13 protein-coding genes are annotated in these 13,282 nt (G+C 42.4%); 3 read left to right on the forward strand and 10 right to left on the reverse strand.

Annotated features, from left to right (window positions below):
• Positions 1–59: 59 nt before the first annotated feature.
• From M9899_10855 to pheS, 5 genes are all read right to left on the reverse strand, one after another.
• On the reverse strand, positions 60–884 hold the full coding sequence (locus M9899_10855; protein MCO5114656.1) for a mechanosensitive ion channel: 825 nt from the start codon (positions 882–884) through the stop codon (positions 60–62).
• A gap of 101 nt (positions 885–985) precedes the next feature.
• Positions 986–1,489 carry a MerR family transcriptional regulator gene (locus M9899_10860; GenBank protein MCO5114657.1) on the reverse strand — a complete coding sequence of 168 codons (504 nt, stop codon included), beginning with the start codon at positions 1,487–1,489 and terminating at the stop codon, positions 986–988.
• A 33-nt stretch (positions 1,490–1,522) separates the two neighbouring features.
• Positions 1,523–1,849, reverse strand: coding sequence for an integration host factor subunit alpha (locus M9899_10865; GenBank protein MCO5114658.1), 327 nt, complete (start codon positions 1,847–1,849; stop codon positions 1,523–1,525).
• Between the two features lie 21 nt (positions 1,850–1,870).
• Positions 1,871–4,426, reverse strand: coding sequence for a phenylalanine--tRNA ligase subunit beta (pheT, locus tag M9899_10870; GenBank protein MCO5114659.1), 2,556 nt, complete (start codon positions 4,424–4,426; stop codon positions 1,871–1,873).
• On the reverse strand, positions 4,426–5,490 hold the full coding sequence (gene pheS, locus M9899_10875) for a phenylalanine--tRNA ligase subunit alpha (GenBank protein MCO5114660.1): 1,065 nt from the start codon (positions 5,488–5,490) through the stop codon (positions 4,426–4,428). The genes pheT and pheS overlap by 1 nt, the downstream gene beginning before the upstream one ends.
• 158 nt (positions 5,491–5,648) lie before the next feature.
• Here pheS and rsmG point away from each other — a divergent pair, with 158 nt between their 5' ends.
• From rsmG to M9899_10890, 3 genes are all read left to right on the forward strand, one after another.
• Entirely contained in the window at positions 5,649–6,362 is a 714-nt protein-coding gene (rsmG, locus tag M9899_10880) for a 16S rRNA (guanine(527)-N(7))-methyltransferase RsmG (protein ID MCO5114661.1), read from the forward strand.
• Positions 6,349–7,122: a TrmH family RNA methyltransferase gene (locus tag M9899_10885; protein MCO5114662.1), complete on the forward strand. Its 774-nt coding sequence runs from the start codon at positions 6,349–6,351 to the stop codon at positions 7,120–7,122. Before rsmG ends, M9899_10885 begins: the two co-directional genes overlap by 14 nt.
• Before the next feature lie 108 nt (positions 7,123–7,230).
• Positions 7,231–7,812: a hypothetical protein gene (locus M9899_10890; protein ID MCO5114663.1), complete on the forward strand. Its 582-nt coding sequence runs from the start codon at positions 7,231–7,233 to the stop codon at positions 7,810–7,812.
• Between the two features lie 120 nt (positions 7,813–7,932).
• Here M9899_10890 and M9899_10895 read toward each other — a convergent pair whose 3' ends face one another.
• From M9899_10895 to fni, 5 genes are all read right to left on the reverse strand, one after another.
• The gene (locus M9899_10895; protein MCO5114664.1) at positions 7,933–8,823 is read right to left on the reverse strand and encodes a hypothetical protein; all 891 of its coding nucleotides are present in this window, start codon (positions 8,821–8,823) and stop codon (positions 7,933–7,935) included.
• Between the two features lie 16 nt (positions 8,824–8,839).
• The gene (locus M9899_10900; GenBank protein ID MCO5114665.1) at positions 8,840–9,787 is read right to left on the reverse strand and encodes a diphosphomevalonate decarboxylase; all 948 of its coding nucleotides are present in this window, start codon (positions 9,785–9,787) and stop codon (positions 8,840–8,842) included.
• Between the two features lie 148 nt (positions 9,788–9,935).
• Positions 9,936–10,874 (reverse strand): hypothetical protein, encoded by a 939-nt coding sequence (locus M9899_10905; protein MCO5114666.1) that lies wholly within the window; start codon positions 10,872–10,874, stop codon positions 9,936–9,938.
• On the reverse strand, positions 10,852–12,162 hold the full coding sequence (locus M9899_10910; protein MCO5114667.1) for a hydroxymethylglutaryl-CoA reductase, degradative: 1,311 nt from the start codon (positions 12,160–12,162) through the stop codon (positions 10,852–10,854). The genes M9899_10905 and M9899_10910 overlap by 23 nt, the downstream gene beginning before the upstream one ends.
• Positions 12,150–13,193, reverse strand: a complete 1,044-nt coding sequence (gene fni / locus M9899_10915; GenBank protein ID MCO5114668.1) for a type 2 isopentenyl-diphosphate Delta-isomerase — start codon at positions 13,191–13,193, stop codon at positions 12,150–12,152. Before fni ends, M9899_10910 begins: the two co-directional genes overlap by 13 nt.
• Positions 13,194–13,282 lie beyond the last annotated feature (89 nt).

The raw sequence follows: 13,282 nt of genomic DNA on the forward strand, positions 1-13,282 counted from the left end.
CGAACTCGCATTTCGACCATACACAATGAAAAAATAAATTCCCAAACTAAATCTGTAAATTACGGACGAGCTTGGTGGACGACGCGTTGAGGGTATGGGATGTCTATGCCCTCTTTCTCAAAAGCAATCTTAATTTGTTCCATCATGGAGTAATAAGTAGACCAATAATCCACAGCACCGACCCATATACGGAAAACTAAGTCTACTGAGTTATCACCAAAGTTTTGGATACCTACAAATGGAGGAGCTGGCTTTAAAAGAACTCTTTGGTCAGCCAAGGCCAGATCTAACATGATTTTTTTTACTTTTTCGATGTCGCTGCCGTAGCCTACGCCGACTTTGATTTCGATGCGTCTGGCGTTTTCGGCAGTGACGTTGACGATCACCCCACCAGCAAGAGGACCATTGGGGATGACGACTCGTCGATTGTCAGCGGTGATCAGTACAGTGTTAAAAACGTTAATGTCTTTCACCTCACCTTCCTGACCTTGGGCAACGATGCTGTCCCCAACTTTATAAGGTTTAAACACCATCAAAAGCACACTGCCTGCAAAGTTGCTTAAGCTTCCTTGCAGAGCCAAACCAATTGCTAAACCTGCTGCACCAATCATGGCAACAAAAGAAGTCGTAGCAATACCAACCGTAGACGCCACTGTGATGATCAGAAGAATTTTTAATAGAATAGAAGCAATAGAGGTCAGAAAATTAGCCAGAGTGACTTCCACTCCTCTTCGGATCAACGCAAACTTAAAGGTCTTTAAGATAATGCGAATGACAAAAAGACCGACGGCAAATAAAATGATGGCAATCGGAATACGCGGTAAAAACAGAACTAGATCATGAATTAACTTTTCTATGTATTCAGGTTTGATATAACTGTCCATATTTTCACTCTAATATTTACATTCATTTTTCATATTGATCATTTTCTACAACTCTTAGCACACGTATCTATTCCGCTACAGTTCAAGTTGAAAATTTTTGTCTACAATCCCAATTGAAAAAACTTATGTACCAACTTGCCTTTTGTACTTCTGATTTTTGACAGCAGCATTTCCATTCGTATTTCTAACGCTTTTATGTCTTTTTCTGATGGGCCCTTAGCCACATCCATTACACCACTGGCCATCTTTTTGCGCGCTAACTTTATGGCTCGTCTCGCACCTGGAATGGAAAACTTATCAATATGTAAAAACTTTTTCACCATCAACACATTTTCCACATCTCGTCTGGAGTACATTCTTTGATTGTTCGTAGCTTTTTTAGGTTTTAAAATGTCAAACTCTTGCTCCCAGTACCTGAGCACATAGGGTTTCACATCGGCAAGCTCAGCCACATCACCAATCTTAAAAGCCATCTGATCTGGAATACGAGCAAACATCTTTTCTAAAAGTCGGCTTCCTTCTACATCAAAGACTACCGCTTGAACCAACTCGTTGGTCTCCATGCTTCCCGCTTCATCAACGGTCTGGTCGATTTCGATGTCCATCTTTCACCTCGTCTATTAGGTTAGAAATAAAACTTACGCTTCTGTCTCTTCAGAGATCGAACCCATCGGCATTTCACCGTTGATCATGTCCTTTAGAACTTGACTGGGTTTAAAACTTAAAACACGGCGGGCATCAATGATGATCTGATCTCCTGTTTGCGGATTACGCCCTACACGAGACTCTTTTTCTCTGACTTCAAAATTTCCAAAACCAGAAATTTTAACCTTTTGACCATCGTTAAGACTGTCCTTTAAAGTTCCAAAAACCAGTTCGACAAGTTCGGAAGCTTCTTTCTTGGAAAACCCAATCTTGCTGTACACTCTTTCTACGATATCTGCTTTGGTTAATGTTTTAGACATAAATCCCCCTGTCTAGTTTGGTTATTTTTTAAATTTTGTTTCTACCGCTTTAAAGACACTACTTTGAATCTTATCAAGTTCTGCATCTTCAATGCTTTTGTTCTCGTCTTGCAAGCTGAGACTCACAGTAATGGCGTGACGTCCCTGCCCTAAACGCTCACCCTTATAGATGTCTTTAAGTTCTGTGCGAATCAGTTTTTTGCCCACCGCTTTGGATAGAGTTTGTACCAAGTCGTCATAAGACACGACTTCTTCCAACTCAAAAGTCATATCCCGTTTAACAATGGGAAAGTAAACTAAGGGTTTTACTTTGCTGTATCGAGGATAACCTCTGAATAACAATTTAGGATCAATTTCAAAATACGCCATAGGCACACGCACCTTGTGCTCTTCTAAAAGCGCAGGATGGACACTGCCGATAATCCCCACGGTCTTTCCTTCTACAATCACTCGAGCCCACTGTTTGGGATGAAAGAAAGGTGTCGAACCGTGAGCTTGTTCAATATTTTGAAACTTGTAAGACGTAATGCCTAATTTTTTAAAGACAGATTCCAAAGTAGTGCGTAGTCCAAATACCGTTAAAGATGAAGTCGCTTGCTGGGGAGGTTTGCTCCAGTATTGCTCTTGATGACCCCAAGCAATGGCTGCCACTCGTCCCTCTTCTGTGTACTGACCTTCTGTGGTTTTATAGAAAATAGACCCCACTTCAAAAAGCTGTCCATACTCACGCCCATACTTCCAGTTATGAAGAGCATTGGCAAAAAGTTGCGGAGCCAAAGCACTTCTCATCGCATCTAAGTTCTCATTCAATGGATTTTTGACTTTGATCTTTGAGTTTAATTGAAGCAGTCGGCTAGACTCAAAATCATGCAGCCCGTCTAGATTAAAATTGGCCAAAGGATTTGCAGAAACTGCGGTTCCGTCTTCTTGCAGTTTCACAACCACGCTCTTAATCGGTGAAGCTTGCATATCAGGATTTAACCAGGCATCAATACTCCCCACCAACTTAGCTTCTTCGATACTGGAAGAGAAATTATAATTGTAAGCTTGGTTTAAACCCAGTTCGACTAAAATATCTGACATCACTTTGTTTTGAATGTACTGAGGGTCTTGGGCTGTAGGAAACACATCTAACTGTGGCAAGATCTCTGGAATCTGATCGTACCCTTCAAGACGTCCGTACTCTTCGACTAAATCTTCTTTACAGAAAAAATCATATCTAAAACTAGGTGGAGTCACAGTATAAGTGTCTCCTTGTTTTTTGAACTTACAAAACAGACGCTTTAACCAAGTCTCAAATTTCTGTGGCTCCGCTTCAAACCCTAAACGTTCCGTAATGTCAGACACCTTCACATCAATGTCTTTGACAGTGACAGGACGTGGGTAAACGTCACTGAGTTCTGACACCACCTCAGCTCCAGCAATCTCAACGAAAAGTTCTGTGGCACGAAGGGAAGCCATGTGCACCATGTCCACATCTGTGCCTCTAGAAAATCTGTAACCCGCATCAGTTTCAATACCAAAACGTCTAGAGGTCTTTCTAACTGAAGAAGGCATAAAATAAGCGCACTCTAAAAACACTTCTGTAGTGGTATCTTGAATTCCAGAGTCTTTTGAACCCACTACACCCGCAAGACCAATCACTTTTTTAGCATCACGAATACAAAGCTCTTCGCCTGTTAAAACATACTCAGACCCATCAAAGGAGGTGAACACTTCACCTGCATGAGAGTTTTCGACTAAAATCTTTTGGCCTTCAATAAAACGCGCATCGTAGGCGTGCATAGGTTGCCCAAGTTCGAGCATCACATAGTTGGTGATGTCCACCACATTGTTAATGGAGTTCATTCCACAGCTGCTCAATCTTTGTTTTAACCACGCAGGGCTTTCTGCAACTTTGACTTTTTTAAGCATACGCCCTGTAAAACGTGGGCAGGCTTCAGTGTTTTTAACTTCCGTTTCGATGACAATAGATGTTTTATTATCTGCCACCTTGGGAGACAATTCTTTAAGTGGACGTCCCAATAGGGCTGACACTTCTCTTGCAAGTCCCCAATGACTTAAACAGTCGGCACGGTTAGGAGTCACACTGATTTCTAAAATGCTGTCTCGTAAACCTAAATACGACGAAACATCCTCACCTAAAGGCGCATTCGCAGGCAAAATTTTAATACCTTCAGACGTGTCGGCTAAACCGAGTTCGGATTCAGAACACAGCATCCCACCACTTTCTTGCCCACGAATTTTAGATTTTTTGATTTTAAAATCCCCTGGCAAAATACAACCAGGTAACGCCGCACACACCACATCACCTTGCTTGTGATTGGTAGCCCCGCACACGATCTGTCGAATCTCACCATCACCCACATCCACCTGACATACGGTCAGCTTGTCGGCATCGGGATGTTTTTTAAGCTCAAGAATCTTTCCCACCTTCAGGTGATCAAAGTGTCCTCGTTTTTCTACCCCTTCTACTTCTAAACCTGCTGCGGTCAATTTATCCGCCAGCTTTTCGGGGGCATCCATATAATCTGTCACATCAATAAAATCATTTAACCAATTTAGCGAGATCTTCATTAGAACTGCTCCAAAAATCTTAGATCATTTTCATTAAATAAACGAATGTCAGAAATTCCATATCTGATCATGGCCATTCTCTCTACACCAAACCCAAAGGCAAAACCTTGCCACTGATCAGGATCAAGACCCGACAGTCGAAAGACATTGGGATTCACTAGCCCGCATCCGCCAATTTCAATCCAACCTGTGTCTTTACAAATTCGACATCCACTTCCAGAGCAGATGGGACAAGTACAATCCACTTCTGCCGAAGGTTCAGTGAATGGAAAAAAGCTAGGACGGAATCTCACTTGGGTTTTAGACCCAAAAAAAGATTTAGCAAAAAACGAAATCACTCCTTTTAAGTGAGCCATGGACACCACTTTATCTACCCACAGCCCTTCAACTTGATAAAAGTTGGGAGAATGGGTCACATCACTGTCACAACGAAACACCGAACCAGGGGCCAAGATTCTTAATGGTAGACTTTCCGTCTTTTTGATATCCCCCGCATGAGCACTTTGACTTTGTGATGTGGCCTCTAAGGTGCGAATCTGAATAGGACTAGTATGAGTTCTTAAAACATGATCTTCATCAATGTAAAAAGTGTCCTGCATGTCACGCGCAGGGTGATCTTTAGGAAAGTTCAAAGCTTCAAAATTGTAATGATCACTCTCCACCATAGGACCTGTTCTTACGCTAAATCCAAGGCGAGACAAAATTTCAATCATCTCTGTGATGGTCAAATAAATAGGATGTTTGTGACCTATAGCCTGACTTGGACCAGGTAAAGAAAGATCCAAACGCTCTGAAGCAATCTTTGCCGCCAGCTCGTGAGTGGCCAGAGCTTGGTCTTTGGTTTCATACAAAGCCTCAAGTCCTTGTTTTTTTTGGTTGATCAACTGGCCAAACGCGGGACGGTCTTCTTTAGGAAGCTCGACCAACTTTTTCATGAGTCCCGTAAGCTCGCCTTGTTTACCCATGTATTTGACTTTTTGATCATAAAGCTCGGCACGGGTTTTTGCTTCTTCAAAAGCTTTTACTGCATTATCATAGATTTCTTTGAGTTTTTCCTGTAACATACTAAAAATACTCGATGAAAAAGGATTTTCAGGCAAGGTATGAGGTGGCATCCCAGATATTTGCGCATAGCATAATTCAAAAGGGCTACCCGATAAAATTGCCATTTTTTTCATCAACTAGACTTTGATATTTAGAACACAGAACCATAAAAGAGATCATGAAAGACAAAAACAGAGAGCAAAGAACTAAAAAAGCTGCAGCAAAAGACAACAATAAGGACTTCAGCCTGCACGAAATTGATGAGCGCATCTACGATGTGTTTTGCAATCATGGCTTTGAGGACTTCCCCCATAACCAGCGCCAAGAGCTGTCCCGATTTTGTGAGCTGTTACTGAAGGCACAAAAAAGACTCAACCTCACCCGCCTTCTCAAACTTCACGAGGTGGCCTTAAAGCATTTTATTGATTGTCTGATTGTAGACCAACTGTGGGATTTGAAGTTTCCTTTAGCTGACCTTGGCACAGGACCTGGGTTCCCAGGCATTCCGCTTAAGGTGTTGTATCCCGATGAAAAGATCATTTTGGTTGAGAGCGTGCAAAAACGAGTCAGCTACTTGAAGGACATTCGTGAGCAGATGGGCTTTAAGAATCTAGACATTCTAGGCCGCAAGTTTGACCCAGATTATCTTTACCCTTGCGCAAGCTTCATCACCCGCGCCTTACAAATGCCTATCGAAGAGATTTTACTTTACGCCAAGCCTTCTCTTCCCTCAGGTGGCGAAGTGGTACTTATGAAAGGTCCAGCTGTGGACAATGAAAATCTTGAGGACATCGCCAGTGCCATTCATGATTTTCGTTTAAAAAAAGTCATCCCTTACACTTTACCCCAATCTAACCATCACAGACGTTTGGTGATTTATGAAAAAATTTGAAAGCATTGAAAGCCCACAAAATGCCAAATTTAAAACCTGGTGCAGCCTAAAGACCACCAAAGGGATTAAAAAGACAGGCAAAGCCCTTGTGGCGGGAAAAACTTTGGTCAGTGAAATGCACAAACACTTTTACGATCACCCCTTAGAAATCCTCTTTACTGAAAAAATGGGAATTCCTGTCAACCTTGGCCCTCACACCAAGGCTTACCAACTCAGTGAAACTCTGTTTAATGAACTAGACCCTTTGGGACTTCACTTTCCTTTATTGGTCGTCCCTACACCTGAGATCCCAACGCTTCCACTAAATCCCACTCCTCAAGGTCTTCAAGTTCTGCTTCCTTTAGGCGATCCTAAAAATTTAGGTGCTGCGATCAGAAACTGTTTAGCCTTTGGCGTAACAGACATCGTGCTCCTCAAAGAAGCCGCTCACCCTTACCACTTTGCCAGCATCAAAGCCTCTTCAGGCGCTGTGTTCAAAGTCCGTCTGCAAGCTGGACCTTCCATTCAAGAACTCACAAAATCAAATTCTCTATTTTGTTTGGATGGCCACGGTCAAAGCTTAGTGGACTTTGAGTGGCCTGGGAATCTTTACTTACTTGTCGGCGAAGAAGGACCAGGTGTTCCCGACAGTCTTAAGGATCATAAACAAACTTTAAGTATCCCGATTGATGAAAATATCGAATCACTCAATGCTCACCAAGCATTGGGAATTGCTCTGTATGATATGTGTAGCAAAAAACACAACTCCAAGACAAACTAGGTCTTAGTCGATTTAAAAATAAGCACTGGATTTTTAAAGGACAGATGGTAACCTGTTTATATGTGGGGACGTCTGTTAAAAGTTTTTTTATTACTGCAATTGACTTTTTTGTTTAAAGGTCCCTCTCTGGTTTCTTATGCTAAAAATACAAAGTCTCTGTCTTCAAGTCTTAGCACTTATGCTTCAGAGTTTTCGCTTCCTCCCTACAAAGCCCGCGTGCTTGTGTATGAAGGATCACGCGCCAGTAAAAATCCTTGTTATGCTAAAATAGAAACTTATGGCAAAGCCAACATCAAAGACTGGTACTTTTCTACAGGTGACGATCAGCTTAAATTAGGCTTTGAACCCGAGTACCGCGAGATCAAACCCAAGACTGTGAAAATTTCTGGTTCATTTCAAAGCTTTCGTATGGGCAGTATTTATCAAATCCCAAATATGTTAGCCTCAAGCCAAATCCGTTCTACCTACGCCATCAATTCTGAACTGGCCTTAGAAGAAGATGGTTCACCCAGAGCCTTCAGTCTTGTGGTTAAAAACAAAAACTTTATGCGAGAGTTTCCCGACAAAGACTTCATCTGTCATGATTTAAGACTGATGAAATACTGGCCCTGCTATCAAGCCACCGACGGTTTTGAACTTCGCAATGGCTGGTGCACAAGAACCGACCTCGAAGGCGACATCAATTTTTAGAGCCCCACTTCACCCACCTGACATTCACATCTTTTAACCTTTGCTTATGGGCCCAAGCTCAGGTTTGGGTTTGCGCACTCGAACCACGGAAATCGAAAAGCAAGATTTTTTATGATGGAATTAAAGACTTAAAGGTAAAAGCTGCTTTTGCAATTGCGGAGCGGGAGCCTCTTTCCATAACCCGATGAGATAGCCTCCTCCACCAGAGCCTGTCAGTTTGCATTGCTGGGCCCCACCTTCTGTCAAAAGTACTATGGCTTTGTCTACTTCTGGAGTCACTAGATCCCACTCCTCATAACACTGCTGTCCCAATCTTAGGCCCGCCTTTAAAACATCAAAGCCCTCTTGGGCGTCCATACAAAGCGCTCGTTCACACATGTCCACAGACTCTTTCATCTGAAAGTCCATGCGGGCAAAAAGATCAGGCTTTGTGGTTTGTAAGGCCTTCACCTTATTCACACACTCCAAAGTCACGCCTTTTTGGCCAGTGTAGTATAAATACAGTTGAGGACTCCACTTAGGAGTGAAAACCTCGACAGGTTTATGGCGGATGTATTTGATCGCACTTTCATAAAACGCAATGGCAATATCAGCCCCACTGCTCTCGCCATGGAACTGATCTTCTAAAGATCGGCAAAATTCAAAAAGCTGATCATCAGCAATCAAACCAAAATTGCGCAACAAACGCCCGACTCCTACAGAAATAGCTGCCGAAGCCCCTAGTCCTCCACCAAAAGGAAGATAGTTCACAAGCTCTAAGCGTCCCGTAAGGTCTCGTCTTGATTTCCCCAATTTTTGTAAAGCCACTTCTAACAGACCCCAAAATAAAAACTTAAGAGGTTCGCCATGAGGGCCAGACATGACCGCATCAAAATACTCTTCAGAGGGTTTAAAGTGCATGTCTATAGAATAAGATTTAATAGGAAATACTAAGGCAGGGGCTCCACGAAGCACCGCATGTTCGCCTGATAAAATACATTTTGCATAAAGTGATTTTTTAAATTCAACCAAACAGGAAGCCCTTATCTTAATATCTTAGGATTTGAATCTCTTTAGACCATTTTTCGCAAATGTTTTCCATCATTTCTTTTTGATTAGATCGAAATAAGAAATGAATATTAGGGCCCGCATCCATGGTCACAATAGGACCATCCCCAATCATCTTCCAGTAGTCGCGAATCCAATTTAAAACTTTAATCGTCTCAGGCACCATATATCCAAAACTAGGAACACTGGTTTCAAACAGAACGTGCATATCCCAAAACTCAGCCCAACAGATTTCATAAGCCTTTTGCCAGTCTTTATTTTGAAAGGCCTCTATCAAATGCAACATTCTGGTTTTAGCCCGATCAATGCGACCATCAAACAAAGAACTGCTCACCACTCGTTTATGGGCTTCACTGGAACTGACTTTTTTAACAGAACTGTTCACAACAAGCACCATGTGATGAAGGTCTTTGTAAGGCAGTTCAATCTCTTGAATGGCATCATGACTCCAAAAAGACCAAGGAGAAAAAAAGGAGCGGCAAGAAGAACCTGATCCCAAACGGCTGAGAGCTGCGATGTCTTTTTGTGGAGGTAAAGAGCGTTCTGTCAGCTCACAAATGGCTTTCACAGTCACTTTAGTCAGTGCCGCAAAGCTACTGGCAGAACTGGCCAAACCACAATCGTGAGGAAAATTATTGCCAGACTTTACAATAAAGTGTCCGTCATATTGAAAAGAATCTTTGATTTTTTTTAAGAAATTTAAAAAACGTGCCTCTTGTTGTCCAGACAAATTGATATTAGCACCAGGCAAAGGCTCAAAGTGATCTTGCCCATCAGGGCTAGGTGCTAACTGCACCTCCGTGGTCAAGTGATTAAGAGTGTAAGATAAAGTGGGATTGATAGTCTGATTGATGTCCCCTTCCACCTTGCCCATATACTTGATCAGAGCAATATTTGAAGGTGCTTTATCTATCCATACTTTATCCATACTTTGCCTCTTTGAGCCTCGAAAAGCTTCTGGAAACCTCGGCCTATTTAAAAAACCCAGCCTTAATTTCTTAAAACGGACCTCTTGCCAAAATCCTTTCTTAAAAGTCTCTTGCTCAGGGTCTTAGTTGTGGGTTCCTTTTAAAAAACTAATTTTTAAAAACTACGCCATCTTCATCTGTCACAAAACGCAGATCGTCCGCATACAATGTACCTATCTCGTTTAAGACCTGATTTTTATACTGCTTTTTACAAAAAACAGCAACAACGTCTGCGCCTAAAGCTCCGCATCCCTTAGCAAAACTGATATTCGGCACATCATAAAGACGTTTCACAATGTCGAGAGTTTCAGCACAAATAAGGTCAGATTCTTCTAATAAACCTCTAAACGTTGTCATCGCTTGAATAAAACCCTCTTGATCTTCTTGGGTGTATTGGAAGGACACCTTTTCACTTGCAGACAAAAGAGGTTTTAAAACATCTGAAGATAAACCAGAGACATGCTGATGAGTAAATACTTTTTTCTTGGTCTTAAATAACAGAAAACTAAGACGCGTAAAGGGCCACGGTTTCACCATAAGACGTAACTGACCTGATAAAACATGGATTACATTGAAGTTGGATTTAAGCTGAGTCACCAGATCGTAACCACTAGGAGGCAGAGCTTGCGTACCTGCGTGAGGAACAATCTCACGGTAAAGCTCCCATAATGTCTGTATGTCCATATCTAAACGCGACTTCAGCTTGTAGGCCACATACACAAATTCTGCTGTGGACCTGCCAAACCCTCCTGCTCCATGATGAGGGTCAAACATCTGACATGAGGACAGGGCCTTGACCTCCTCGGCTGGCAAATTCAACTTTGCACGCGTATGATCAATGAATTTTCCCGCAGGGCTTTCTGGATGGAAAGTAAAATCTTGGGACACTTCTTGCTGATCTAAAAGAATTTTTGCGTCAGAAAAAGCAAAGCAAGGTTCAGTGGCAACAAGGCCCGCACTGCCACCTTCAAGAGCGGCATACTCGCCCCATAAAAAGGTTTTGCTGGGAACATAAAAGATGTCGCTACTTGATTTTAGGCTCTTCATGCAAGTCTCTATTTCTTAAATCATTAAGAGCATCAATCGCCTGACTTAAAGAAATTCTTTTTGTTGCACGCAGGATCTCTTCTAATTTTTTTTGCACAAACGGGGTTTCTGACTCTTTAGCACCTGCACTTAAAGCCAAATTTTTAATATGTAACTTCATGTGCCCTTCAATAATCCCCACCGTAGATAAGGCTTTGATCGCACCTAAGTTTTGTACCAGCCCCACAGCCGCACAGATTCTTGAAAGGTCATCCGCAGATTCAATGTTCATCATCTTAAGGGCCATCGTTGCAAAAGGATGAAGTTTTGTAACTCCACCCACAACACCCACAGAAATCGGAGCAATCAATTGTCCAGTTAAAGTTTTGGCACTGGGGTTCGCCCACCACTTGGTCACAGAACGGTATTGGCCATCTTCTAGAGTGGCATAAGCGTGCATCCCCGCTTCCACCGCGCGCCAGTCGTTTCCTGTAGCCATCAAAATAGGATCAATCCCATTAAGTACACCTTTATTATTTGTAGCTGCGCGATAAGGGTCAAGTTGGGCAAAAAGCGAGGTCTCTTGGATCTTTATGGCTAAGTCAGGATCAATGTTGTTCATCACAACTTCGGCCTTCACCAAACGAGTGTCCGTGAGGTTACTTAAAATCTTCACATTCACTGTCTCGTCAGTAAGGTCTTCAATGGGACCAGCTAAAAACTCACACACTTGATTGATGATATTCGCACCCATGGCATCGCAGGTCGCAATCTCAGCATGAATGACCGCCATCGTGTAAGAGTCGGGACGAGTGATATAACGAAGTTTTAAATCTCTGACTCCACCACCTCGGTCCACTAAACCTTTGGCAGGAATTTGGTTCGCCAGTTCTATGAGATGTTTTTTAATATTCGCAAATCTGGTTTTAAATTCCTCAGGATTTTTAAGGATGGCAATTTGAATTTGTCCAATCCCTACATGGCCTAACATTTGGGTTTTAATATGCCCATTGCTTTTGACCCACTTAGCGGTTTTGCTTGCGGCTGCAATAATAGAAGTCTCTTCCACAGCCATAGGGATCAAAACAGGTTTGTCATCAATCACAAAATGCGTGGCCACACCTAAAGGCATTGGGAAATATCCCAAAGAGTTTTCAATAAATTTTTCTGCTAGGTCAGGCTCTAAAAAGTTACTCAACCTAAGCAGTCGCACGTCTTCTTTTGTCAGGTAGCCTAGATCTTGAAGGATCTTAAAGCGGTCTTTACGTTCTAACTTTGAGAATCCCTCAAAAGGATTTAGTTTTTCCATTCCCAAACTCCATTTTTCTGACACGAAACAGGGTCTCGATGTCCTGTGCAAAATAACCCGACTCTAGTTTCATACTCTAGGATCGCCATTAACTCTAGGACTTTTTCTGTTCCCTCAAGGGCAGCTCGCAAGAAGGGCTGCGCCACTCCCACCATTTCAGCACCCATGGTCAAACACGTCACAACGTCTAAGCCTGTCCTGATGCCTCCTGAAGCCCAACATCTTTTGTCCTGCATCTGTTCACGGTTGGCAAAAAAAGCGTTCAAACTTTCTGCGGTGGTGTGCCCCCAATAAGAATAGGTCTCAGATGCGCGTACATACATAGGGTTTTGACTTCGTCCCCCCTCTATACGTCCCCAATGCGTTCCACCCATACCCGCCACATCAATGGCATAAAGATTAGGAATCTTACAAAGTTCAATTAAAGACAGTAAAGAAAATCCACAACCCGTCTCTTTAACCAGAATCGGCACAGGAGAAGACTCTGCAAGGTTTCTAAGAGCCTCGACTCCTCCCTTAAAATTCGGAGTTCCTTCTTCTTGCATCACCTCTTGTAAAGCATTGAGATGAACCACAAAAGCTTGGGGCTCTAAATGATCAATGAGTTTTAAAACTTCTGTCGCCCCACTTTCAATCAGTTGGGGTAGACCAATATTTCCAAACACTTTCAGTGTGGGGTACTGCTGCTTACGGCTCTTCCATTCTTCTTTGGCTTTAGAGTCAAAAAGTTCACGACGTTGTGAGCCTACACCCATCAGCCAATTTTTTTCTACACAGGCTTCAAACAAAGCATGATTGATTTTAGGACTGTCGGAGTGACCCGCCGTCATAGAGCTGACAAAGATAGGGGCATTCACTTCGAGTTGACCAAAAACTTTAGTCTTTAAATTGACTTCTGAAAAGTTAAATTCAGGCAAAGCCTGATGAAAAAGTCGAACTTGGCTGGAGGGACTGAGCCCCACTTGATGTCTCACATCTAAAGACTGAACAATATGATCCTTTTTACGAGATTCAAATGTGGCATCATTCATAGTCGTCGACTTCCTAAAATAAAAAAGAGCATGAGGCTGCCCATGCTCTTTGAAGTTTTAATTAAAATCTCTTGTTCACCTTTAGCGGG

The organism is Pseudobdellovibrionaceae bacterium (assembly GCA_023954155.1).
In the GTDB taxonomy this organism is placed as follows: domain Bacteria; phylum Bdellovibrionota; class Bdellovibrionia; order Bdellovibrionales; family UBA1609; genus JAMLIO01.

Bases quoted from the DNA above. Each gene is read 5' to 3' on its own strand.
- M9899_10905 (MCO5114666.1), bottom strand. From the start codon at position 10,874: ATGAAGAGCCTAAAATCAAGTAGCGACATCTTTTATGTTCCCAGCAAA.
- M9899_10910 (MCO5114667.1), bottom strand. From the start codon at position 12,162: ATGGAAAAACTAAATCCTTTTGAGGGATTCTCAAAGTTAGAACGTAAA.
- M9899_10885 (MCO5114662.1), top strand. From the start codon at position 6,349: ATGAAAAAATTTGAAAGCATTGAAAGCCCACAAAATGCCAAATTTAAA.
- M9899_10900 (MCO5114665.1), bottom strand. From the start codon at position 9,787: ATGGATAAAGTATGGATAGATAAAGCACCTTCAAATATTGCTCTGATC.
- M9899_10855 (MCO5114656.1), bottom strand. From the start codon at position 884: ATGGACAGTTATATCAAACCTGAATACATAGAAAAGTTAATTCATGAT.
- M9899_10860 (MCO5114657.1), bottom strand. From the start codon at position 1,489: ATGGACATCGAAATCGACCAGACCGTTGATGAAGCGGGAAGCATGGAG.
- fni (MCO5114668.1), bottom strand. From the start codon at position 13,193: ATGAATGATGCCACATTTGAATCTCGTAAAAAGGATCATATTGTTCAG.
- pheT (MCO5114659.1), bottom strand. From the start codon at position 4,426: ATGAAGATCTCGCTAAATTGGTTAAATGATTTTATTGATGTGACAGAT.
- rsmG (MCO5114661.1), top strand. From the start codon at position 5,649: ATGAAAGACAAAAACAGAGAGCAAAGAACTAAAAAAGCTGCAGCAAAA.
- pheS (MCO5114660.1), bottom strand. From the start codon at position 5,490: ATGTTACAGGAAAAACTCAAAGAAATCTATGATAATGCAGTAAAAGCT.
- M9899_10865 (MCO5114658.1), bottom strand. From the start codon at position 1,849: ATGTCTAAAACATTAACCAAAGCAGATATCGTAGAAAGAGTGTACAGC.